The sequence below is a fragment of the Micromonospora mirobrigensis genome (genome assembly GCF_900091555.1).
Lineage (GTDB): Bacteria > Actinomycetota > Actinomycetes > Mycobacteriales > Micromonosporaceae > Micromonospora > Micromonospora mirobrigensis.
The window spans coordinates 489,538-511,458 of record NZ_FMCX01000002.1; the positions used below are offsets into that span (position 1 = coordinate 489,538).

The following is a 21,921-nucleotide window of genomic DNA, read 5'->3' on the forward strand; positions in this document are numbered from 1 at the left end:
GCCCGGATCCACCCGCGCGCGCCGAGCTCAGGGTCACCCACCTCCGGTGAGCCGGGCGGCGCGCCGGGCAGGTCTCGGACCCACCCGGCGCGCCGGTGCGCATCAGCGGGCGAGCAGGGCGCCCGCCACCTCGCCGACCGAGCCGACCAGCACCTTCTCCACCGGCACCTGCTCCAGCATGGCCGGGTCGAAGGTGGCCTCGGTCTCGGTCACCGCGGCGTCGATCTCCGCGAGCCGGGTGCCGCTGGTCTGCAGCGCGTTGGTCAGCGCCGCGGCGCTCGCCGCCGGGACCAGCGCGACGTGCAGCAGGGTCAGGCCGGAGACGTGCGCGCCGACCTGCTCCGGCACCATCAGCACCAGCCGGTCGTCGGTCCGGCCGCGCACCAGCTGGATCATCCGGGCGTCGACGGCGTACCGCTTGGAACCGGTCAGCCGGGTGCCGTTGTCGGCCCGGCTGGGGGTGTCGGCCACCTCGCCCGACTTGGCCAGCACCCGGATGGTGCTCTCGTCGCCGGCCCGGTCGACCCGGTAGCGCACCGCGCCGGTCACCTCGCCGACCAGCGGCGCGTGGGCGCGCAGCGCCAACAGCACCGGGTAGGTGAGCAGGTTGACGTCGCTGCCCGCGGCGACCAGCGCCTGAGTGAGCGGGTTCTCCAGCAGGTCGTTGTCGTCCCGGGAGGTGCCCACGGTGACCGTCTTGGCCTGGTGCTTGACCGAGTCGATCGAGCGGGTCAGCTCCTCCACCGCCGCGGTGAGCTGGTCGCGGACGTAGTCCAGCGGCTCCCCCAGCTCGTCGGCGCGCATCGGCAGGCCGGCGTTGAGGCCGCGCAGCGACAGCAGCACGTTGGCCAGGCTGAGGGTGGCCTCCGGGGAGAGCACGCCCCGGGTGCGGCCGGTGGCGACCTCGGCGAGGAACTCCTCGACCGGCTCGGCCAGCTCCGCCACGTCGGTGAAGTGCGCCGCGCCCTGGTCGACCCGCTCCTCCAGCAGGGTCAGCGCCTGCCGCAGCGGCAGGGCCAGCTCGTCGATCGCCCGCGCCGAGTGGTACGAGATCAGGTGCCCCACCGCGGTGCTGAGCAGCCAGGCCAGCGCCGGGTGCGCCCGCGGCACCCGGATCACGTGCTGCGCCGCCCAGGCGATGTCGACGCCCTCGTCGGCGATCACCACCGGCGCGTTCTTGTGCGCCGCGTAGATCTCGATCTCCTTGGCCATGTCCCGCACCTGCTGCGGCGGGGTGCCCGCCGCGCAGACGATGATCATGGCCTCGGCGGAGAGGTCGATGTGCTTCTTGTCCTCCAGCGCGTCGGTGGAGACCGTCCGGTAGCACAGCTCGGAGAGCTTGATCCGGACCTCGGCGGCGGCGACCCGGTTCGGGCCGGAGCCGACCACCGCCCACGACGGGTACGCGGCCATCTCCGCCGACGCGGCGGCGACCTGGTCGGTCAGCCCCTGCACGGCGGTGAGGTGGGCCGGCATCTCCAGCAGGCCGACCAGCAGGTCGTTCTCGATCTCCGGCCGCAGCTTGCCCCAGGCCCGGGCGATCTGCAGGCCGAGCAGGACGCCGGTGGCCACCTGCGAGTAGAACGCCTTGGTGGAGGCGACGGCCATCTCGACGTCCCGGCCGTCGGAGGTGTAGAGCACCCCGTGGGTCTTGTGGGCCAGGTCGCTGTCGCGGCGGTTCACGATCGCCACGGCGGCGGCGCCCCGGCGGACCACCAGGTCGACGGCCCGGTTGGTGTCGGTGGTGGTGCCCGACTGGCTCACCGCGATGAGCAGGATGCCGCTCATGTCCTGCGGCAGGTCGGTGGCCGACAGCTCGGTGGCCGGGACCGCCCGGACCGCCAGGCCCGGCAGGTGCGGCCGGATCACCTCGGCGATGCCCTGGCAGGCGACCGCGGCGGTGCCCTGCCCGACCAGGACCACCTCGCGGAACCGGCCCCGGGCGATGTCCTCGCGGATGGCGGCCGGCAGGCCGCTCTCGCCGACGGAGACCTGGAGCAGCCCGTCGACCTCGGCGATCCGGCCGCGCAGGCTGCGCCGGAACGAGCGGGGCGCGCCGGCGATCTCCTTGACCAGGTAGTGGTCGAAGTCGCCGCGGGCCACGTCCCGGGTGGTGATCTCGGCGGTCTGCACCCGCTCCGGGGCGGCCACGCCGGCGGAGGTCACCTCGGTGATGCCCTCCAGGGTGCCGGCGTTGTCGCCGTCGAGCACCACGACGACGCCGCCGTCGGTCGCCGAGCCGTCCACCCGCAGGTAGCGGTCGGTCAGCGCGACCAGGCCGTACACCTCGCTGGCCACGAGGTAGCACCAGTCGGCCAGGCCGACGTAGAGGCCCTGGCCGCTGCCCTTCTGGGCGAGGGTGAGGTGCCCGGCGTCGTCCTGCACGCCGATGGCCATCGAGCCGTGGAACTGGGCCACGCAGGCGGTCAGCGCCTCGCCCGGGTCCATGGTGCGGCGCAGCGCCGCGGAGTACATCACCGGGATCAGCTTGGCGTCGGTGGTGATCTCGTCGGTGACGATGTTGTGGTTGCGGCGCAGCTCGACGTGGTTGTCGATGTCGCCGTTGAGCACCGCGGCCGAGTACGGCAGCTCGGTGTCCCCGGCGACGCTGTTGACCGGGTGCGCGTTGGCCTCGCTGATCCGCCCGACGCTGGCCCAGCGGGAGTGGGCCAGCACGGAGATCCGGGCGCTGGGCAGGCGCAGCGCGGTGGCCAGCCGCTCGTCGGCGGCGATCGAGGCGCGCAGGTGGGCGACGTTGTCGCCGAGGGAGCCGAGGATGGCGGCGCGCTTGTAGACGAAGACGACGCCGTCGCCGACCATTTCCACCGCGCCGGAGCGGAACTTCGGGTCGGAGGCCGGGGCCAGGGTGTCCATGGTCTTGCGGTCGGCGTCGTCGAGGCCGACCCAGAGCTGCACGCCGGCGGAGTCGCGGCCGCGCACCTCCAGCCGGTCGATGGCGTCGAGGACGGAGTCGACGCTCAGGTAGGACACGGCCAGCTTCGCCTCGGCGTTGTCACCGAAGCCCAGCTCCCGCATGCGGCGGGCGGCGGCGAGCCGGTCGTTGCGCAGCATCCAGAGCAGGTCGCGTACGGCCACGGCCTGCGCCTGGGCCGCCTCGACCTCCTCCGGGGAGCCCTGCGCCTGACCGTCGAGCACGGCGTCCCAGCCGTCGAGCCAGCGCTGGATCCGGTCGAGGGCGGTGATCGCCTCGCCCTGCAGGGCCGGGTCGGCGGCGAGCAGGCCGAGGGTAGCCGGCGCGGAGAGCAGCGCGAGGGCCTTCTCGGCGCGCCGGTGCGCGTCGGTGAGCAGTTCGGACGCGCCGGCCACGGTGACCGTCCCCACCGCCTCCGGGGAGGCCAGGTCCCACGTCAGGCTGCCGAGGACATGGTCGGCCGCCACCGCCTCACCTAGGCGGTCGTACCGGGGCAGCAGGGCAACAATGCCACACATCGTGGGCGTCTCCTCAACCGTCGACTCAGACTCCGGCCACTATAGTGCGCAAGGTTGCTGCGCAAAAAGCACCGAATCGCACACGAGCACTGAGCGGTTTTCTCGTTACGGGCAGTCATCGGCGTACGTCTCCGACCTGGACGACCGTCAACGCCGGTGCAGCCGGCCGCGGGCCACCAACTCCACGGTCAGCACCACCGCCACCGCCTCCACGGCAAGCAGCCCCACCAGCACGAACAGCTGCGTCACCCCCGCCGCGAGTGGGCTCGCCCCGCCCAGCAGCACCCCGACGAACGCGCCCGGCAACGTCACCAGCCCCACCGTTCGGGTCTGGTCCAGCGCCGGCACCAGCGCCTGCGCCGCCGCCGGACGGCAGACCAGCAGCGCCGCGTCACGGGGCAGCAGGCCCAACGCGAGCGCCGCCTCCACCTCACCCCAACGGCCGGTCAACTCGTCGACGGCCCGGCGGCCGGCCAGCGAGGTCGCCGTCATCGCCCCGCCGATCAGGATCCCGGCGACCGGGATGACGGCGATCCCCCGCGCCGGCACCAGCCCGGCCAGCAGCAGCCCGGCCACCACCGGCAGGCTGCCCGCCGCGATCGGGACGGCGGCCCACCAGCCGTACCGGCCTCCGGTGATCCGGCGGGCCGAGGTCGCCGAGGCGACCGTCCACATCAGCGCGACGAACCCCGCGGTCGCCCACGGCGACGAGACGATCGCGGTGATCAGCAGGGAGACGGCCGCGAGCTGGACGGCGGCGCGGACGGCCGCGACGGCGATCTGCCGGCCGTGGCCGAGCCGCCCGACGGTCGCCACGGCGGCTGCGGCGGCGGTGAGCAGGACCAGCGCCACGGCCAGGCGGGGACCGGTCACCAGCATCGTCGACGACATCCGGCCAGTCTGGCGCGCGGCGTCGCCGCCTGCTCGGGGACGCCTGATGCCACCGCGACGGGCCGAAGCCTCAGCGGCGCAGGCGGCGGGTGCAGGGGCCGTCGTGGTCAGCGGCGAGCAGACAGCGCCGGCCGCCGGTCAGCAACAGGTCGCAGAAGACCCGATGGCGTACGTTCTGGTCGTCCTCGGCGGAGACTGTGGTCTCCCCCGGGTCGGTCTGCGGCAGCAGCACCGACCAGCGGGCGACCACCCGGGCCAGGCGCTGCGCGGCGGGCAGGTCGGTGGCGACGACCGGCAGGTGGATGACGTACCGCCCGGTCACCGCGTGGCTTCCCGGCTGCTCCGGACGAGGGCGAGCCGGGCGAGGGCGACCTCGCGGCGGCTGGCGGCCAGGGCGGCGTGGACGGCGGCGAAGTCGACGGCGACACGGTCGAGGAACGCGTACACCTCGGCGGGGTCGAGGCCGCGGCGGCCGAGCCCGGCGGGCTTGAAGCGGCGCTCGCCCACCTGCCAGGGCAGCAGGCTGGGGTACGCGGTTCCGTTGCGGATGGTCATCGGCCTGCCTCTCGTCGTGGCGTGGAAGGGCGGGTCCGCCCGCCCGCCGCGCACGGGCGGACCCACCCGGCACCTGCCACCGCAGCCTTCGATCGGCGGTACGGCACCAGGGCTTCTGGTGGTCAGCTTGTGACACTCCGAAGTGTTCCTGCAACGTTCCACGGCGACATTTCTGCCAGATTCATTGACTTTCTTTACTGCAACCTGTACGAGTTGCAGGGGTGAGTCACGCAGTGTTGCGCCGTGGAATCAGGGAGTGTCCGGATGGCCGACGACCTCGGATCGACCGTGCCGCGTCGTCAGCTCGGGCGGCTGCTGCGGCAGTACCGCACCGAGGCGGGGGTGACGCTGGACGCCGCCGCCGAGGCCCTCGAATACAGCCGGCAGAAGATCTGGCGCATCGAGTGCGGGATGGGCGCGGTGCGGATGCTCGACGTCAAGGCGATGTGCGAGCTGTACGGGGTCTCGGGCGAGATGACCGAGGCGATGCGGGGGTTGGCGGCGGAGACGAAGTCGAAGGGGTGGTGGCACGCGTACGGGGACGCGGTGCCGAGCTGGTTCGAGCTGTACGTGGGGCTGGAATCGGCCGCCGCCCACCTACGGCAATACGAGGAAACCCTGATACCCGGACTGCTCCAGACGCGCCCCTATGCCCTCGGGCTCGCCCGCCTCGATCGCCCATCGGTCCGGGAGGAGGAGCGTGAGCGAGCGGTCGAGGTGCGGCTGCAACGCCAAGGGCTGCTCACCCGGCGACTCCCCCAGCCGCCCCGGCTCGACGCGATCCTCTCGGAGGCGGTGCTCCGCCGCACCGTCGGCAGCCGAGGCGTGATGATCGGGCAGCTCAGCCGACTGCTGGAGGTCGCCGATCTACCCAATGCCTGCGTGCGGGTGCTGCCCTTCACCGCCGGCCCGCACTCCGGCGCGGTCGCCGGCTCCTTCGTCATCCTCGACTTCCCCGCCAGCAAGGGCGGGCGGGCTGCACCGGAGCCGTCGGTGGCCTACAGCGAGTCTCTTACCGGGGCGCTCTACCTCGAAAAGCCCGACGAGCTGGCCGCATACCGAGACGCCTGGAAGAGCCTGGAGGGGCTTGCCCTCGATGAGGCACAATCGATCGACATGATCAAAACGATCATCGGGGAGTTGCGGCATGACTGACCTGGACGGCGCCGTGTGGCGCAAGAGCACCCGCAGCGGCGGCAACGGCGGCAACTGTGTGGAGGTCGCCACCAACCTCCCCGGCATCGTCGCCGTACGCGATTCCAAGGACCCGGACGGACCGCGGCTGACCTTCACACCTACAGCATGGTCCGCCTTCACCAAGCGGCCAGCCGCCCGATAACCGCCACCGCCTGGGGTGGCGGCATGCATGGCCCCGCTGCCGTCGGTGAATCGACGGGCTGCCAGCTGACCCGGCGGACGATATGTCGGTCCGCTGGAGCTCAGTAGTTGGGTCGCATGTCGACGGCGGGGATCGATCTTGCGAAGGGCTGACAGCATGCCTGAGGAACACTCCTTGGGGGAGACCCCGGCTGGGTGGCCCGTTCCGGATGATGCCGCGCTGGCTGCGGCTCGCGAGGCGGCGCTTGGCGCGCTGACGAACACCGAGCGGACAGGGCGTCGACTCGGCCGCTACTACGACCCGACGGGCAATTTCGCCGGGGCGACCTACCGGACCGTCACACCGAACGACCCGGGGCAGATCACGGCCGCCGACCTGTTCGCGGTGACACTGCTCAGTGTCCGGCTCCGCGCAGCCTCCGCCCGCCGTGTACTTGATGACGAGCTCCATCGCGAGACAGTGCAGCGCCACTTGGCGGCCGTACCGGAGAACGCCGACCTGGCACAGGCCGACGCCACCACCCTGGTTGACGCCAGTTCGCTGTACGAAGGCGTTAAGAGAGCGCTAGCGAGCCCACGGACAGCCAAGTCGGACCCCTGGGTGACCGCCAGCAAGCTCTGCGCGCGGAAGCGGCCAAGCCTGCTTCCGGTAAGGGACCGGAAGGTGCGAGAGCTTCTCGGCATACCGCCAAAGTCCGACCACCGGCATGACTGGCTGATCCACCGCGCACTGATGCGCGACAGCATGATCCTCAACCTGCTCAGGGATGCAAAGAACAACGCGACGACCCGGGACGGCATCCGAGTGGACGTTCAAGACCCATCCCTCCGGACGCTCGACGTCGTGCTGTGGACGCACGCCATCAACCTCGATGCTGCATAGGCCCCGAACGCCGTTCGCCTCAGCATCCAAGATTACGTCGCAGCTGCGCCGATGGTCGCCTGCCGCCTTCATACAAGGTGCGTTGTCATTTCCGCTGGGGGGACGCGGGATCGTTGTCGTTCGTCCCTTCCGACTTCCAGGACCCAGCCGGCAGAAGGCGCTCAGCCTCACTGAGGAATTGGCTTCGGTCAGCCGGCGCGTTAAAGCGGAAGGTCGCCCTTCCACCGCTGAGGCGCCAAGACTCGGCGGACGTCCCTCCCCACGAGATCTGCGGATGCTGTCCCACATAGCAATGCTGTGTCAGTGCGCGGAGCATGTGCAGGACGGCCAAGTCATCCGTCTGTAGGGTCACGCTGTACCTGCAGGCAGCGTAATTAGCAGCAGCCATTGCTAGCCTCCTTCCTACTGGCGATCGAGGATAGAGGACAGGAACGGGCTGGGCTGCCCGCTCCATGACACCTTCAGCGCCTCCCGCGCCCGCGTGCTAGCCACAAACAGCAAACACCGCTCCCGGAGCAGGTCGCTCTCGTGCTGGATCGGATCCACCCCGGCCGACGTGACCTCCTTCGCGAACGGCACCGCCCGCGCCGTAACACCGACCACCGCCACGCACCGGAACTCCAGCCCCTTCATCGCGTGCATCGTGGCCAGCCGCACCCCGTCGACGTCCGCCCCAGGCTGGTCCCGCACCCGGACCGCCGGAATCCCGGCAACGGCCAACTCCTCCTGCACGTCGCCCAAGGTGGTGTTGAAGCGGGCGCACACCGCGATCTCACTCGCCGCGACACCCTGCTCCAGCCACTCCCCCACCCACTCCACGAGCGCCGCGATCTCGGCCAGGCTCGTCGGGTATCCCGCAGCGTGCGGTCGCTTGCCGTGCAGCAGCGACCGGTAGCCAACGAGGCTGTCGTCACCGTCGCCACCAAGGTCCTCGACCCGCGACCCGACGAGTACGCCCGTCGACCAGGAGAGGATCTCCTCGGTGCTGCGGTAGTTGACCCGCAGGCGGCTGCTGCGCCCGGCGACTGAGATGCCGAGAACGTTGAGCGAGACCCGGGAGTCGTAGATCCGCTGGTGCGGGTCGCCGGTGATGAAGAGGTCGTCCGGGCCAGATGCCACCGCGGCCCGCAGCACCCGCCACTGCGCCGGATGCAGGTCCTGCGCCTCGTCGACCACGATGTGCTCGTAGCCGTGGACGGTGAGGTCGGCGTCGCCGAGCAACTGCGCCGCCCGGGCGCAAATCTGCAGGTGCGTGGCCGTGCCGGCGGCGGACAGCTCCTTCTGAAACAAGTCCACGGCGTCCCACACCCGGTCGCGCTGGCGCAGTCCGAGGGCCGACCCTCTTCCCCGCCGGCTGGCCGCGCGGTACTCCTCCCGGCTCTGCACGTTGTGAGCGAGGACCACCTGCCGGAACTCCTGGGCGAGGAACTGCTCCGTCCAGGGCAGGCTCAGCCTGCGGCTCACCCGCCGCCAGGCCTGCCGCTCGTCCACGTCACCGATCAGGGTCGGTACCCGCCCGACGAGGGCCCGCACGGTGCGGTGCGCGAAGGCGTTCACCGTGGTGATCTCCACCCGCGCAAGCTGCTCCTCGTCGTCGAGGAGCAGCGCCAGGTTCTCCCGCAGGGTCGCGGCCAGGGCATTGGTGTACGTGGTCAGCAGCACCCGACTGTCGGGCGTACGGGAGAGCAGGTGCTTGACCCGGTGCAGCGCCACCACCGTCTTGCCGGTGCCCGGCCCGCCCGTCACCTGGGCCGGCCCGTTGTAGGAGACCCGGTACGCGACCCGCCGCTGCGATGGGTGGAGGAACACCCGCCAGGCGGCGAAGGGTTTGTCGAGGATCTCGGCGAGTTCGTCCGGCCGGGTCACCAGGGTGATGCGGTTGCCGGTGTTGGCGATCGCCACCGCCAGGCTCTCGCTCGGCTCCGGCGTGGCGTCCACCGGCCGGCGTTCGGCCACGACGTCGCGGTAGACCTCGTCCGGCGTGAAGCCCTCAGCGAGGTACTGCAGCACCTCGAACTGGTCTTCAGGCAATAGCGTGCCGAAGGCGTCCAGCTGGGGCTTGTCGATGATGGTGCGTGCGGCGCGCAGCACCTGGTCGTCGATGCCGAGGTGGCGCAGCACGGTGTCGGAGTGCCGGGCGAAGAGCAGCGCGCGAGCATGGGCGGCGGCCTGCTCCAGCGCCGGGGTGAGTTGCTCGATGGCGGCGACGTTGCGTACTTCCAGCGCTCGGGTGGCGGTGTTGACGGTGTAGAGCCGCTTGGCCGCCCAGTCGTACGCGTCGTCGTGCGACACGACGTTGAGCAGCAGGAAGGTGTCGCTGCCGTCGTCGGGCGCCAGCACCACGCCACGCCAGAAGTCGTTGATCCGGATGGTCCGCATCCGCGGGTCGCGGGCGTTGGTCACCGACTCCAGGTGCAGGCCCTTGTCGGCGCGCAGCTCGGCGATGGTGAGCTGCTGGAACTTGTCCATCGCCTTGCGTACACCGGCCTTGACCGGCTTTTCCAGGACGTCGTAGCTCTGCCAGAAGCTGTTGGCGAAGGCGAGCTGCGGCACGGGTGCTCTCCTGCATGGTCGGTCGGAAGGGTGGACGTGACCCTACCGGCGGACGGCGATTTTCGTGCCAGGCAGCCCCACGTCTTGTCGATGGGGTGACGCGACCGACGGTATCCGTCCACGATCAGCACCAACCCGTCGCGTGCAGCGACTGTCTATAAACCGACAGTGACTCACCTTCGCGTTCGACAATATCCAAACTGATGTATGGCCAGCTCGGACGGTACGCCCAACGGAAGCCGAAGCCGCCACAAGCCAGTCACGCCAGGGGTGGATGCATCCGAAGGCTTCCCCGCCTCGTTGCAGCCGCTGCTGGCGCGCATCGCAGATCGCCACGCTGCGCGTAGCGAGGCAACCCTCCAGGCCGACATTCGACAGCTCCTGCTGGCCGGTGACTTCGGCCTCGTCGACAGTCATCTCGACGTCGAGCTTGAGGCTCCGGCCGGCGGTGGTCAGCGCATCGACATCGACATCGGCTTCACCGTCATCGAGGTGAAAAAGCAACTGCGCGCCGGGCGGACACTCCATGAGGCCGAGCGCCAACTCGCTGGGTACGTCAGATCGCGAAGCCAGGAGACCGGGCAGCGGTACGTCGGCATCCTCACCGACGGCGCCACTTGGCGCGCCTATCAGCTGCGAAGCGGCTCGCTGACCCTGGTCGACAGCCACACCGTTGCCGCCGCCCGCCCCGACGGGCTGGCCCTGTTCTACTGGCTGGAGGGCGTTCTGGCGACGAGCCAGCGCGTCCCTCCGACTCCCGCCGAGGTGGCTCGCCGTCTCGGCGCGGAGAGCACTTCCCACAAGCTGGATCTCACGGCACTGGCCGCTCTCCATGAAGAGCACGCACAGCTGCCGACCGTGGAGTTGAAGCGACAGCTGTGGGCGGAGCTGCTGGGAAGCGCGCTGGGCACGCAGTTCGTCAACGATCCGGGCCTCTTCGTGGAGCACACGCTGCTCATGAACAGCGCGCACATCATCGCGCACCTGGTCGTCGGCATCGACGTCATGGAGTTGCAGCCGGAGGGCTTGATCACCGGGGAGCGGTTTGATCAGGCCGGCATCCTCGGCGTGGTCGAACACGACTTCTTCGGCTGGACGACGGAGGTGCCCGGCGGTCGCGAGTTCATCCACGGCCTCGCCCGCCGACTCGCGCGGTTCGAATGGACAAGGGCCGACCACGACATCCTGAAGGTGCTGTACGAGTCAATGATCGGCGCCGAGACGCGCAAGCGGATGGGCGAGTATTACACGCCGGACTGGCTCGCCGAGCATCTCGTTGAGACAGTCGTCACCGATCCGCTGAGGCAACGGGTGCTGGATCCCTCCTGTGGCTCCGGCACCTTCCTCTTCCACGCCGTACGCCGCTATCTCGCGGCGGCCGAGGCGGCGGACGTGCCGATGGACGCCGCCCTGACGCAGCTTTCCCACCACGTGGTCGGCGTCGACCTGCACCCTGTCGCCGTGGCGCTCGCGCGGGTGACCTACCTACTCGCGATCGGGCATGACCGCCTCACCGATGACAGGCGGGGGCCCATCACCATCCCCGTGTACCTTGGCGACAGCATGCAGTGGCGGGAGCGACTGGACCTCTTCACGGAGGACCACGTGCGGATCAGCGCCGGCCACAACGCGAGCCAGGTCGAGGACTGGTTACGCTTCCCGCAACACCTGCTCGACGATCCCGGCCACTTCGACCGGATCGTCGCCACCCTCGCCAGCATGGCGGCGAAGCCACGAGATCCGGACAACCCGCCCTCGCTGGAGGGGTTCTTCCATCGGATGGATATCGCGGCTGACGACCAGCCGATGATTCTCGACACCTTCGACGCGATGTGCCGACTGCACGACGAAGGACGCGATCACATCTGGAGCTACTACCTGCGCAACCTGGCCCGACCGGTCTGGCTGGCCAGGAGGAAAAGCCGGGTGGACATCCTGATCGGCAACCCGCCGTGGCTGTCCTACCGCCACATGCCGCGGGAGATGCAGGCAAGTTTCAAGAAGTTCTCTCACGACCGCGGGCTGTGGCACGGCAGCAAGTTCGCGACGCACCAGGACCTCTCCACCCTCTTCGTCGCGAGAGCGGTCCAGCAGTACCTTCGAGAGGGCGGTGCGTTCGCCTTCGTCCTGCCCAACTCGGTGCTCGACCGCGAATACTTCGAGGGCTTTCGCAGCGGCTGGTATGAGGATCCCGGCGAAATGACCGGCGTCGCCTTCACCGCCTCCTGGGACCTGCGGCGCCTTCGTCCCCATCCCTTTCCGCGGGGTGCCAGCGTCGTCTTCGGTGACCGGGCCACCCTGAGCACCTACCGACGGCTGCCGTCGGTGACCGAGCGGTGGACCGGACGTCTGCTGGCGAGTGCCAAAGCATGGAAGTCGGTCGTACCCTTCATCACCCGAGAGTCAGCCCAGCTCGTCCATGGCGAACCAGCCCTCGCCGAGTCACCGTACGGGCCGCGGTTTTCGCAAGGCGCCACGATCGTGCCGCGCATGCTGTTCTTCGTCGAAGCGGAGACGGGAGGGCCACTCGGCCTCGGCGCCGGCCGTCGAGCAGTTCGCTCGGCGCGCAGCAGCCTCGAGAAGACGCCGTGGAAGGGTCTCCCCGCTCTCGAAGGCATCGTGGAAACGGAGTTCATCCGGCCGGTCCTGCTCGGCGAGAGCATCGTTCCGTACCGGATCCTGCCCGCCCGACAGGCTGTGCTTCCGCTGGACGGGTCCTACCTGATGACCGGCACCAACCACAGGCTCGGCTACCACCCCGGCCTCGCCAACTGGTGGCGGCAGGCGGAAGCCGTCTGGGAGGCCCATCGCAGCAGCGACCGTCTCACCCTGGCGGAGCAGCTCGACTTCCGGCGCAAGCTCACCGCCCAGTTCCCCACGCCGCCACTGCGGGTGGTGTACGGCAAATCGGGCATGCACATCGCCGCCGCCATTGTCGACGACCCGGCCGCGCTCATCGATCACAAACTCTACTGGGGCCCGGTCGCATCCCGGGACGAGGGCCTGTTCCTGTGCGCGATCCTGAACAGCCCCACGCTGACCGAGCTTGTCCGGCCGATGATGTCCTACGGCAAGGACGAGCGCGACGTCGACAAGCACCTGTGGAAGCTACCCATCCCCCTGTACGACGCGGGGAACGCGATGCATCAGCGTCTCGCGAAACTCAGCCGGGAACAACACGTGACCGTTGCCGAGGGGTGCTTCGACGAGGGCATGAGCTTCGTGACAATGCGCCGCCGGATTCGCACTGAACTCGCCCGACACCCGGCCGCTGCCGAGATCGAGGCCATCGTCAGGGAGATGCTCGGTTGACGAACCCGGGCGCCTCCTGCTGGCACTCCTCCGGCCCTGGCAGCGCGGCAGCCCTGGCCAGCACCTGTCGGAACGCACCGTCCTGGTTGTCCGGCCCGATCTCGACGCCTTCGAGCCACACCCACTGGCCGTCGTACCACTCGCTGAGGTCCAGTCGGACCCGGACGATCCGCAGCCGAAGCGGACCGGCTGAGTACCGGTAATCGGATTCGGCGAGCCGGACCACGTCCCCAGGGACGACGGACACGCGCGGGATGACCGGTACGCGGGTCACCGCCACCGCGGGCACCACCTCGACAGGACCGTGCGGGCGCACCCACGGCTGTGGTCGGGGTCCGGCGGCCGGCGCCGCCCGCCGCGCCAGCAGGATCAGCCGGTTGCGGACCTGCGCGGGCGACAGGTCAAAGGCGTTCATCTCCAGTACGTCCGCAGGCAGCGCGTAATGATCGAGTCGGCCCAGGCCGCCCGGGGACAGGTGCCGTCGGCCCGGCAGTCCTGGCACTTCATGGTGCGCGGGTCCTCCGTAGGGCGCCGCCAGTGCTGATCGGCCAGCCGGTTCGCCCGCGCGATCTGAGCCGGGGTGACGAAGAGGGCGTCGTCCGCGTCCCGCTTGATGGGCTCAACCGGCTGAACGCCGGGCGACGGCTCGCCGGCCGGCGTTGCGAATCTCCCCCGGTTCCGCTCGCCGAGCCGGTCCGGCCCGTAGCGGTCCGCGCGCTGGTTCCGCGCAGCAGACCCCGCCGCCCGCTCCTCCGGCCGCTCGTAGACGAGTGCACCGTCGCACCGCGAGGTCACCCGAAACTCTGGTACGACGTGCTCGACCGCCAGCCGCCGGAAGCGCCCCGGCACGTCCCCATCCGGCACCGCCCGCCCGGTCAGGTCGATCACGACCATCCGAGGCCGCAAGAACCACTTCCAACGCCTGCCCATGTCCCCTGCCTGCCCTTCGCTCGCTGGCGAGTCTACCGCGCTTTCCTAGGTTTCCTAGCAAACCTAGGGTTACCCGTCTACCGGCCAACGGCGGGTGATGCCATTCAGGGCATGCCCTACGCCGCGCCTCTCTGGAGATCAATACGTGATGATCTCCGAGCCAGGATCAGGGCGGAGTTGTTGAAGCCGGGCGAGAAGATCCCCACGACGCAGAAGCTCATGGAGCAGTACTCGACGAGCTCCGCAACGGTCCGGAGAGCCGTCGACTCCATGATCGAATCCGGAGAGCTTGTCGGCAAGCAGGGGTTGGGCGTTTTCGTGGCCGACGCCTCAGAGCAAGACTCGTAGCTGCCGATGAAGACGTACTTGGTCATCCTCGGTCACCGCGAAGCCATCTCGTGGGTGCTGCGTGAGCAGCGGATGGCCTTCCCTGCGACGCCACGCGCCGAGGTCGCTGCGCTTGCCGCCGACGACCGCTTATTCCTCTACGCCACCCGAGGCGCCTGGCGCAATCCGACCCGAGATCGCGGCCGAATCATCGGCACGGCAATGACTGCATCCGCCGTCCGAAGGCTGGACGCACCGATCGAGATTGCTGGCCGTACCTTCGTCTCCGGCTGCGACCTGCGGATCGACAGCCTGGTGCCCTACCCGGGTGGGCTGGAGTTGCAGCCGATTGTGGAGCACCTATCCGCCTTCCCCAAGCCAGAGTCGTGGAGCATCTACCTGCGCAGAGCGTTGCTGGCCATCCCAGGACCGGATGTCGACCTACTTGATCGCCTCCTGGATCCCCTGCTTAAGACGAGGTCCCGGGCGCTGCCGACCTACCCGTCAGCGCGTGCGGCGGAGAAAGCTTGAAGACGAGGCAAGCGGCTCTTCGAGACTGGTTCGAGGACACCCAGGGATTTGCTCACTTCCCTGGGTGTCCTCTTGGCAGCACGTCTAACCGGGTCGAACCTGGCTTGCTCGCTGCGGTTCGGACTCCCCCGCCCGCTGCCGAGGAATGGTCGGGGCTGCCGGGTGACGGGGACCGTGCCCGGGCGGCGGGGTAAGGGTTGACGTGTAGGTCTCGCCGTCGATCAGCGGGTTGGTCAGGCTCACTTCGGCAGCAGCCATCCGGTCGTACTCGACGAGGATCAGCTCCTTGGTCCGGTACGTGCCGTGCTTCGCCTCGTCCTTGCGCTTGACGATCGGGAACGTCTCCATGAGGTAGTCCACATCATCGCGGGAAACCCCGTAAAGGTGCAGGAACAGCGCGTCTAGCTCGGCCCGGATAATCGCCCGCCGGCCCTCGTCCCATCGAAAAGGTGGACCTTCGTCGCCAAGATCGCGCGCAAACGGCGCCATGTCATGGGAAATAAAGGCCAGCTCCAGGATTCGGGACGAGACCCATTCACTGTGCCGCCTCAGCGAGCTGGGTGTGAGTACGGGCAGTTGTTGCCAGAGGAAGATGTTCATCGTAGTCCCGCCAACCTTCTGACGAGTGGCGAAGTCGTGAGCGAACGATGATTGGCATGAAATTAGCGAAGCTAGCAACTGGGGACTGTTGTTGGAATACATGAGCGGCACTTTGTTGCCAACAGCGGCTTTAGGGAATACGAAGGAAATAGCAGTCCGCTCATTAGTAGAATTGGTGATGTCGCGCCACCCGAGGAGCCAGTCACGCTTCCAATGCCTGGAGGCAAGCTTCTCGTCTACCTCCCGCTCCCTAACCCAGTAGCGAGGCAACACTACCGCCGCCGCGTCCTGCTTCTCTTCTAGTCTTAAATCGCGGGTCGTGTCGTCCTCACGATAGGTGGCCCAGCGGTGGTCGTAGTGGTGCAGCATCTTCGCTTCGTAGAGCGGAAGCATCTTAGCAGCACCCTTGGCAAACACGTTGCCAGTTAAGGCCCAGCCATCGGATTCGAGTTCCTCCCGCATATGGAAGAGGTGCGACTCATGGGACATATGGAACATCGTCATGAACGAAACATTCCACGGGTTGCCCGCCGGAGCGCCCTCCTCCACAAGCACTGGCACTCGACGGTAAATGCCGAGCGTGATCTCCGCATCGCGACGGGAGCGGAACACGGGGCAGGTGCCGGTGTTCGGATTGAGCAGATTAATTTCCTGAGGGGTGAGCGTGAAAGATTTGCCGGCGTCGGCTAGTTCGGTGGGATCGTGGAGGAAAAACGCGAACCTGGCAGCCGGTTCGTGGAGCCCGCGCCCGGCGATAGACAGAATCGCAAACTTCATGCGCGAATCGACGGCGGGGAAAAGACCGCTGCGGTTTTCGAAGTCGTAGAGTGATGTGATCGAGCCATTGGCCACGAGATCCTTGAAGAAGTATTGGGTTCTGGCGTCGGTGGCGATCCCTGTAGGAACGATGACACCTGCACGGCCGCCCGATCCGATCAGAAGGCGGCCGGTCTCCGAAAAAACCGCGTAGGTGTTCAGGTTGCCCTGGCCAGTGAGTGGGACACGGCCCGATCGGCGCAAGAAGTGACTCTCTGCATAGACCGTACGTTTGGCTTCTGCATACTCGTTGTACAGTGACAGTGTGTCGGGGTCGCACTGAAGCTTGGCGATCAATTTCTTGCGGGCGTCTGCCTTTGAGACTGCGGCGATCGCGGGAGAACGCCGTGCGAAGAATTCCTGTTCCTTGAGTTCTATGCTGTCCCAAGGCGGATTCCCCAGAACACAATCGAAGCCGCCAGCCCAACCTGTCGCGGAGGAGACTCCCCGACCGTCCTCCGGTACGGAGAACACCTCCGGGAACTCCAGGTGCCAGTGGAAGAAGGAGTACTGGTGACGGAGACGGACGATCTCGTCGTGGGTTGCTATCGACGCGCCGTAGGCCGTCGGATCCTCAAGCGAGCGGAAGACACCGTGTGTAACAGCCCTCGGCGCATCTGGCTTCTTTATCCACATGAATGACGAGCACCAGGCGTCCGCGAGGTACAGAGCGTTGACGTAGTCGGGCGACTTGACCCACCTGGCATATTCTACGGCCTGATCGCGGACCTCGCGGAGGGTGCCCGAAGGGGCACCTGCAATGCATCGCACGCTGGAAGCGAAGGATGCATTGGCGACCTTTACAGCCTTATCCTCGATATCGAAAAGATTCGACTGACCCCGGCGTTCCTCGAGGTTGATCTTTTCCAAAGCTTTGGCGTGCTTCTTATCGTCACCTTCCGTCGCTATAAACGCCTCGTCGGGGATGCCTCGCTTAAGCAGCGCGGGCGTGGCTCCGATCAGGGAGTTGCCACATTTCACGTGTGCGTCGAGGAAGCTCAGCGGGTTGCCCGGCTCCAGGGCCTCCATCCAGAGCGACACCTTGGCTAGTTCGACGGCCATCGGGTTGAGGTCGACGCCGTAGATGCAGCCGGCGACCACCTCGTGCAGGGCGTGGCGTACGGCGTCGACGGTCGGCTCGGGGTTGCGTTCGCGGACCGCGGCGACCTGCTTGGCGATCCGGCGGGCCGCGGCGACCAGGAAGTGGCCGGAGCCGCAGGCCGGGTCGCAGACGGTCAGCGACAGCAGTTCGGAGACGATCGCGTCGGACGGGTCGGGCTGCCCGGCCGCCGTGGCGGCCTGCTCGCCTCGCTTCACCGCGTCGTCGATCACCGGGTCGAGCGCCGAGTCGAGCAGGCACTCGATCAGCGAAGACGGGGTGTAGTAGGAGCCGGTGGTCTTGCGGGTGTTGCCGGCGAGTTCGACCAGCTCGAAGGTGCGGTCCACCGCGCTGTGCTTCGGCACCAGCTCCAGCAGGGACTCATAGATCGAGCCCAACTCCTCCGCGTCTAGGTTGCGGTAGTCGACCGACCGCCAGCGCCGCGAGTCGGTGTCTCGCACCAGCGACAGGTGCCGGATGGCCGTCAGCAGGGCGTCGTTCGACAGCGTCAGGCCGTGCAGCGGGGCGTCGGCGTCGTTGTCGTCGAAGAGGCCGCCGAGGCCGGGCAGGCCCAGCTCGGGGCGGCCGTTCTCGTCGCCGAGCGCGTCCAGGACGATCCGCAGCGCCTGGTAGAGGTCGCTGTGCGAGGTGCCGCGGCGGCGCCTGGCCTGCGCCCGCAGCCGGGCGGACGAGAAGTAGCCGGCGTACCGTTCGCGGGCCTGCTCGTCGGCGTCCGGGGCGTGCAGCGCGTCGCGGTCCTCGGCGACGAAGAGGAAGAGCAGCCGGTAGACCAGGCGCAGCAGGGCGTTGTGCAGGGCCTGCGGATCGACGTCCTCCCGCAACGCGCCGTTGTCGGGGTGCCGCAGGAAGCCGGTGCCGAGCGCAGTGATCGCGTCCTGGACGCCCTTGCGGAGCTGGTCAAGGGCGCGGGTGCCGGCGGCGATCGCCTCCGCGCGCCACTTCTCCAGCCAGCAGCTCGACGGGGCCGCGCCGTCGGCGACGTCGAAGCGGGAGACGTGCAGCAGCCGGTAAAGCAGCACGAATTCGCTGAACAGCTCGCCGTCGAAGATCGCCTCCAGGTCGAACTCGACGTACGCGGCGGTGGCCATCGCGCTGGAATCGCGCAGCAGCCGCAGCTGCCGACCGTTGGTGAGCACACCCCACAGGTGGGCCTCGGAGCGGTTCAGGCATTCCTGCACCAGCGACTGCGGCGGCACGGTGCCGGCACCGCCCGGTCGCTTGTCCAGCGTGGCGTTCCACGGGGCCAGGTGGATGGGTGTGTGATTCCAACGGTGGCTGATCGCGAACGTCTTACTGCCGTCGTCCGACGCGATGCCGGCGGCGCCGAGCGCGGCCAGCCGGCCGAAGCCGAGCTCGTCGAAGAGCGGTTCGAGCCACTGCGTGACCGCCAGGCCGGTGGGATCGGCGGGCGTCTCCGCCTCCGGGGCGACGGGAAGCTTGTCGCGCAGGTCCTTCCAGATGGACTTGAGGTAGTCCCAGTGCCGTTCGGCGTCGTCGCGCACCGACCGGGAGCCCACCACGCGGTAGTCGGCGGGCTTGGAACCGGTGACGTCCCTGCCCTCGGCGATTCGGAGCAGCATGTCGGCGGGGATCAACCCGCCGATCGTGTGGACGGCGGAAAAGACCTGGTTGCGAGCGGTGGCGGACATCAGGCGACTCCTCCGGCGGCGGGGGTGGAAGCCGGCAGATAGACATACGCGCCGAGGATGTCGGCGGGCTTCTGCGCGGTGACGGTCAGGCCGCGGACGATCTCGCCGGCGGCGCTACGCACCCGGCGGTGCGAGGCGAGGAGTTCGGCGGCAAGCTCCTCGCCGTACGCCTCAAGGTGGTCGGTGGCGGCGGGCAGCCCGTCGAGGATCCGGCTCATCGTGCGCTCGCCGAAGTCGCGGTCGGTGTTCTCGTCGGCGGTGGCGTCGAGCAGCCTCAGCGCGTCCTCGGTGGGCAGCCAGGTGGCGTTGTTGGGTGCGCCGGCGAAGGCGAGCAGCCGGGCGTCCTCGGCGACGAGCTGCCGTACGCCGGCCCGGGACGGCAGGGTGAGGTGGAAGCGGTAGCGGACCAGCAGCAGCGTGGTGCGACCGGTGACGGCCCGGGTCCGGATCACGCCGCAGCGGCGGGCCGGGCGGGGGCCGGCGGCCTTCTCGTCCAAGGCGGCGTTGAGGACGTAGCCGGCGAGCGCGACCACGGCCGGGTCGGTGCGTACCAGGGCGGCCTCGCCGCGCGCGACGGCTGCCGTGCTTCGGAACGGGACCGGGCGGCCCAGCTCGACGACGTCGCCGCCGAGCGCTGGGGCAAGGCCGTCGCGGAGCCCGGCGGGAGTGCCGCTCAGCTCCGCGGTGAAGTCCCCGGAACCACCCGGGTCGTCGCGCAGCACGCCGTCGAGGGCGCGCAGTGACTGGCGTACGAAACCGCGGACCTCCGCCGCCCGGCCGAGCGTGTCGCGGACCGCAGCGACCTCGCGGGCCACCTCCTCCGGGCGGATGGAGTGCTGGGCAAACCGGGACCGGGAGGTCTTCTCGCGCTCCGCCGCGGACTGCCAGTCCGCAGCCAGGGCGGCGGCCTTCTTGTCGATCGCCTTGTACTCGTCGACGTCGAAGAGGCTGCCCTGCTCACCGTCACGGCCGCGCAGCAGCAGCCACTCGACGATCGCGTCGGTCACCCCGGAGGAGGCGGCGTCGGGGACGGAGACGGAGATGCCAAGGTCCTTGCGGATCTGCCGATGCTTCTTGATGAGGACGTCGAGGACCTTGCCGTCGATGCCGTTGTCGCTGCCGTAGAGGGTGATGACCCGTACGACGTTGCGCTTCTGGCCGTACCGGTCGACCCGGCCCTCCCGCTGGTCGTGGCGGGTGGGGTTCCAGGCCAGGTCGTAGTGGACGACGGCGTCGAAGTGATGCTGGAGGTTGACGCCCTCGGAGAGGCAGTCCGTCGCGATCAGCACCCGACGGGCGGCGGGATCGTCGCCGGCCGCCTCGGCGAGCTCCTCGATGCGCTGGATGCGCTGCTGCGGCGAGAGGGTGCCGGTGACGGCCTGCACCACGGTCTTCTTGCCGAGCTTGCCGTCCAGGTGCTCGGCGACGTACTCGGCGGTGGGGATATAGCGGCAGAAGACGATCGGGTGGTACCCCTCCTTGAGCAGGGCCTTGAGGTGGGTGACCAGGGCGGCCAGCTTCCGGTCGTCGGTCGGGCCCTCCAGCTGGGCGGCCTGGTCGGCCAGCTCGGCGAGCCGCGCGCCCGCGTCGGCCACGCCGCCGGTCTCCGCGCCGGGGGCCACGTCGAGACCTTCCAGGGCGTCGCTGTCGGAAAAGTCGCTGGTCAGCGGGGCGCCGAGCCGATCGGCTTCCTCGGCGGTGTCCGCCGTCGCGGTGGCTGAGCGGGTACGCAGGGTCTGCGCGGCGGCGCGCGGCGAGGACACCAGGGAGCGCAGCAGGGCGATCGCGGACCACCAGGCGATCCGGGCCTCCCGCCGGCCCTGCTTGTCGGCGGCGCTCACCCGCTCGCTGGCATACGCGATGGCGTCGTCGAGCAGGGCCCGGTAGGCCGGAGACAGCCGGTAGGTCTCGTCCTTGAAGTGCCGGTCGGCGGGGAACGACGTCTCCTCGGCAAGGCTGTCGTCGGCCAGCCCGTCCTCCCGGGTCAGGTACTGGCGGACGTCGGCGCGCTTGCGGTGCACGAAGTAGGGGGCGAGCATCCGGCGGCCGGCGTCCGAGCCGAGGTCGACCGTCGCGAGTTCCGGCTTGACCAGGCCCAGCAGGTTCCGGAAGGCGCTCTCCTTGCCGCTGTGCGGGGTAGCGGTCACCAGCAGCAGGTGCCGCTCGGGGTCGGCGGCCACGCGTTGCAGTAGCTCGAAGCGGAGCTGATTCTGCGATGAGGTGTTGTCGTCGGCGGCGACGCAGGTGTGGGCCTCGTCGACGATGACCAGGTCCGGGCAGTGCCGGACGAAGTCGTCGCGGTGCCGGGTCGACTTGATGAAGTCCGTGGAGACGATCACGTGCGGGTGCTTGTCGAACAGGGACTGGCCCAGGTCCAGACCGCGCTCCAGCCGGGAAACCGTGGAGGCGAGGACCAGTTCGGCGTCGATGCCGAACTTGGTACGCAGCTCCGCCTGCCACTGCTCGGCCAGTGCCGGTGAGCAGAGCACGGCGAGGCCGCTCGCGCTGCCCTGCGCCAACAGCTCGCTGGCGATGAGGCCGGCCTCGACGGTCTTGCCGATGCCCACGTCGTCGGAGATCAGCATCCGGACGGTCCTCTGGCGCAGCGCCATCATCAGCGGCACCAGCTGGTACGCCCGCGGTTCCACGGCAATCCCGGCGAGGGAGCGGAACGGCCCAGCGCCGGAGCGGAAGCCGATCCGCAGCGCGGACCGGAGCAGGCCCGCCGCCTCGGCGTCGCCGAGGTCGGCCGGTGACGGGTGCGCGAACTGGGCGCTGCTGACGGTCTCGAAGCTCGGGAAGACGGCCGCGATGTCGTCGTCCGCGCCGCCGAGGGGGCGCAGAACGAGCAGGTCGGGGGCGCTTTCCGGTAGTACGACCCAGTCACGGCCGCGGGCCGTGACGAGGGAACCGGCGCTGAAGGGGGTGGTCATGAGGGGTTCCTTGCGCGTCGTGGTGTTCTGTTG

General features: G+C 69.1%; 15 protein-coding genes. 6 read left to right on the forward strand and 9 right to left on the reverse strand.

Annotated elements, in window-relative coordinates:
- Positions 1-102: 102 nt before the first annotated feature.
- From GA0070564_RS09655 to GA0070564_RS09670, 4 genes are all read right to left on the reverse strand, one after another.
- Positions 103-3,450 carry an SIS domain-containing protein gene (locus GA0070564_RS09655; protein ID WP_091606021.1) on the reverse strand — a complete coding sequence of 1,116 codons (3,348 nt, stop codon included), beginning with the start codon at positions 3,448-3,450 and terminating at the stop codon, positions 103-105.
- Between the two features lie 147 nt (positions 3,451-3,597).
- Complete coding sequence (locus tag GA0070564_RS09660; protein ID WP_245669886.1) at positions 3,598-4,341, reverse strand: ABC transporter permease; 744 nt, start codon at positions 4,339-4,341, stop codon at positions 3,598-3,600.
- A 70-nt stretch (positions 4,342-4,411) separates the two neighbouring features.
- On the reverse strand, positions 4,412-4,663 hold the full coding sequence (locus GA0070564_RS09665; protein WP_091606027.1) for a hypothetical protein: 252 nt from the start codon (positions 4,661-4,663) through the stop codon (positions 4,412-4,414).
- Entirely contained in the window at positions 4,660-4,896 is a 237-nt protein-coding gene (locus tag GA0070564_RS09670) for a DivIVA domain-containing protein (protein WP_091606030.1), read from the reverse strand. Before GA0070564_RS09670 ends, GA0070564_RS09665 begins: the two co-directional genes overlap by 4 nt.
- A gap of 264 nt (positions 4,897-5,160) precedes the next feature.
- Between GA0070564_RS09670 and GA0070564_RS09675 the strand changes: the two genes are divergently transcribed.
- The 3 genes from GA0070564_RS09675 to GA0070564_RS09685 all read left to right on the forward strand — a co-directional run bounded on the left by GA0070564_RS09675 (position 5,161) and on the right by GA0070564_RS09685 (position 7,117).
- Entirely contained in the window at positions 5,161-6,051 is an 891-nt protein-coding gene (locus tag GA0070564_RS09675; RefSeq protein ID WP_091606033.1) for a helix-turn-helix domain-containing protein, read from the forward strand.
- Positions 6,044-6,235, forward strand: a complete 192-nt coding sequence (locus tag GA0070564_RS09680; protein ID WP_091606036.1) for a DUF397 domain-containing protein — start codon at positions 6,044-6,046, stop codon at positions 6,233-6,235. Before GA0070564_RS09675 ends, GA0070564_RS09680 begins: the two co-directional genes overlap by 8 nt.
- Positions 6,236-6,391: 156 nt before the next feature.
- Positions 6,392-7,117, forward strand: a complete 726-nt coding sequence (locus GA0070564_RS09685) for a DUF6308 family protein (protein ID WP_091606039.1) — start codon at positions 6,392-6,394, stop codon at positions 7,115-7,117.
- Positions 7,118-7,519: 402 nt separating this feature from the next.
- Here GA0070564_RS09685 and GA0070564_RS09690 read toward each other — a convergent pair whose 3' ends face one another.
- Entirely contained in the window at positions 7,520-9,670 is a 2,151-nt protein-coding gene (locus GA0070564_RS09690; RefSeq protein ID WP_091606042.1) for a UvrD-helicase domain-containing protein, read from the reverse strand.
- Between the two features lie 207 nt (positions 9,671-9,877).
- On the opposite strand from GA0070564_RS09690, the gene GA0070564_RS09695 reads away from it, so the two are divergent.
- Positions 9,878-12,982, forward strand: a complete 3,105-nt coding sequence (locus GA0070564_RS09695) for an N-6 DNA methylase (protein WP_091606045.1) — start codon at positions 9,878-9,880, stop codon at positions 12,980-12,982.
- On the opposite strand, the gene GA0070564_RS09700 is transcribed toward GA0070564_RS09695, so the two are convergent.
- Positions 12,963-13,397, reverse strand: a complete 435-nt coding sequence (locus GA0070564_RS09700) for a hypothetical protein (RefSeq protein WP_091606048.1) — start codon at positions 13,395-13,397, stop codon at positions 12,963-12,965. The genes GA0070564_RS09695 and GA0070564_RS09700 overlap by 20 nt on opposite strands.
- Complete coding sequence (locus tag GA0070564_RS09705) at positions 13,394-13,870, reverse strand: hypothetical protein (protein WP_141714732.1); 477 nt, start codon at positions 13,868-13,870, stop codon at positions 13,394-13,396. The genes GA0070564_RS09700 and GA0070564_RS09705 overlap by 4 nt, the downstream gene beginning before the upstream one ends.
- A gap of 153 nt (positions 13,871-14,023) precedes the next feature.
- Here GA0070564_RS09705 and GA0070564_RS09710 point away from each other — a divergent pair, with 153 nt between their 5' ends.
- Positions 14,024-14,260, forward strand: a complete 237-nt coding sequence (locus GA0070564_RS09710; RefSeq protein ID WP_091606056.1) for a GntR family transcriptional regulator — start codon at positions 14,024-14,026, stop codon at positions 14,258-14,260.
- Between the two features lie 6 nt (positions 14,261-14,266).
- Entirely contained in the window at positions 14,267-14,770 is a 504-nt protein-coding gene (locus GA0070564_RS09715; RefSeq protein WP_176730616.1) for a hypothetical protein, read from the forward strand.
- A gap of 84 nt (positions 14,771-14,854) precedes the next feature.
- Here the strand turns inward: GA0070564_RS09715 and GA0070564_RS09720 are convergent, their stop codons facing one another.
- Both GA0070564_RS09720 and GA0070564_RS09725 read right to left on the reverse strand, forming a co-directional pair.
- Positions 14,855-18,955: an Eco57I restriction-modification methylase domain-containing protein gene (locus GA0070564_RS09720; RefSeq protein WP_091606060.1), complete on the reverse strand. Its 4,101-nt coding sequence runs from the start codon at positions 18,953-18,955 to the stop codon at positions 14,855-14,857.
- Complete coding sequence (locus GA0070564_RS09725) at positions 18,955-21,888, reverse strand: DEAD/DEAH box helicase (protein ID WP_091606064.1); 2,934 nt, start codon at positions 21,886-21,888, stop codon at positions 18,955-18,957. The genes GA0070564_RS09720 and GA0070564_RS09725 overlap by 1 nt, the downstream gene beginning before the upstream one ends.
- Between the last annotated feature and the right edge of the window lie 33 nt (positions 21,889-21,921).

Coding starts and splice junctions, on each gene's coding strand:
- GA0070564_RS09655 (WP_091606021.1), bottom strand. CDS start 3,450: ATGTGTGGCATTGTTGCCCTGCTGCCCCGGTACGACCGCCTAGGTGAG.
- GA0070564_RS09660 (WP_245669886.1), bottom strand. CDS start 4,341: ATGTCGTCGACGATGCTGGTGACCGGTCCCCGCCTGGCCGTGGCGCTG.
- GA0070564_RS09670 (WP_091606030.1), bottom strand. CDS start 4,896: ATGACCATCCGCAACGGAACCGCGTACCCCAGCCTGCTGCCCTGGCAG.
- GA0070564_RS09675 (WP_091606033.1), top strand. CDS start 5,161: ATGGCCGACGACCTCGGATCGACCGTGCCGCGTCGTCAGCTCGGGCGG.
- GA0070564_RS09680 (WP_091606036.1), top strand. CDS start 6,044: ATGACTGACCTGGACGGCGCCGTGTGGCGCAAGAGCACCCGCAGCGGC.
- GA0070564_RS09685 (WP_091606039.1), top strand. CDS start 6,392: ATGCCTGAGGAACACTCCTTGGGGGAGACCCCGGCTGGGTGGCCCGTT.
- GA0070564_RS09695 (WP_091606045.1), top strand. CDS start 9,878: ATGGCCAGCTCGGACGGTACGCCCAACGGAAGCCGAAGCCGCCACAAG.
- GA0070564_RS09700 (WP_091606048.1), bottom strand. CDS start 13,397: ATGAACGCCTTTGACCTGTCGCCCGCGCAGGTCCGCAACCGGCTGATC.
- GA0070564_RS09710 (WP_091606056.1), top strand. CDS start 14,024: ATGCCCTACGCCGCGCCTCTCTGGAGATCAATACGTGATGATCTCCGA.
- GA0070564_RS09715 (WP_176730616.1), top strand. CDS start 14,267: ATGAAGACGTACTTGGTCATCCTCGGTCACCGCGAAGCCATCTCGTGG.
- GA0070564_RS09720 (WP_091606060.1), bottom strand. CDS start 18,955: ATGTCCGCCACCGCTCGCAACCAGGTCTTTTCCGCCGTCCACACGATC.
- GA0070564_RS09725 (WP_091606064.1), bottom strand. CDS start 21,888: ATGACCACCCCCTTCAGCGCCGGTTCCCTCGTCACGGCCCGCGGCCGT.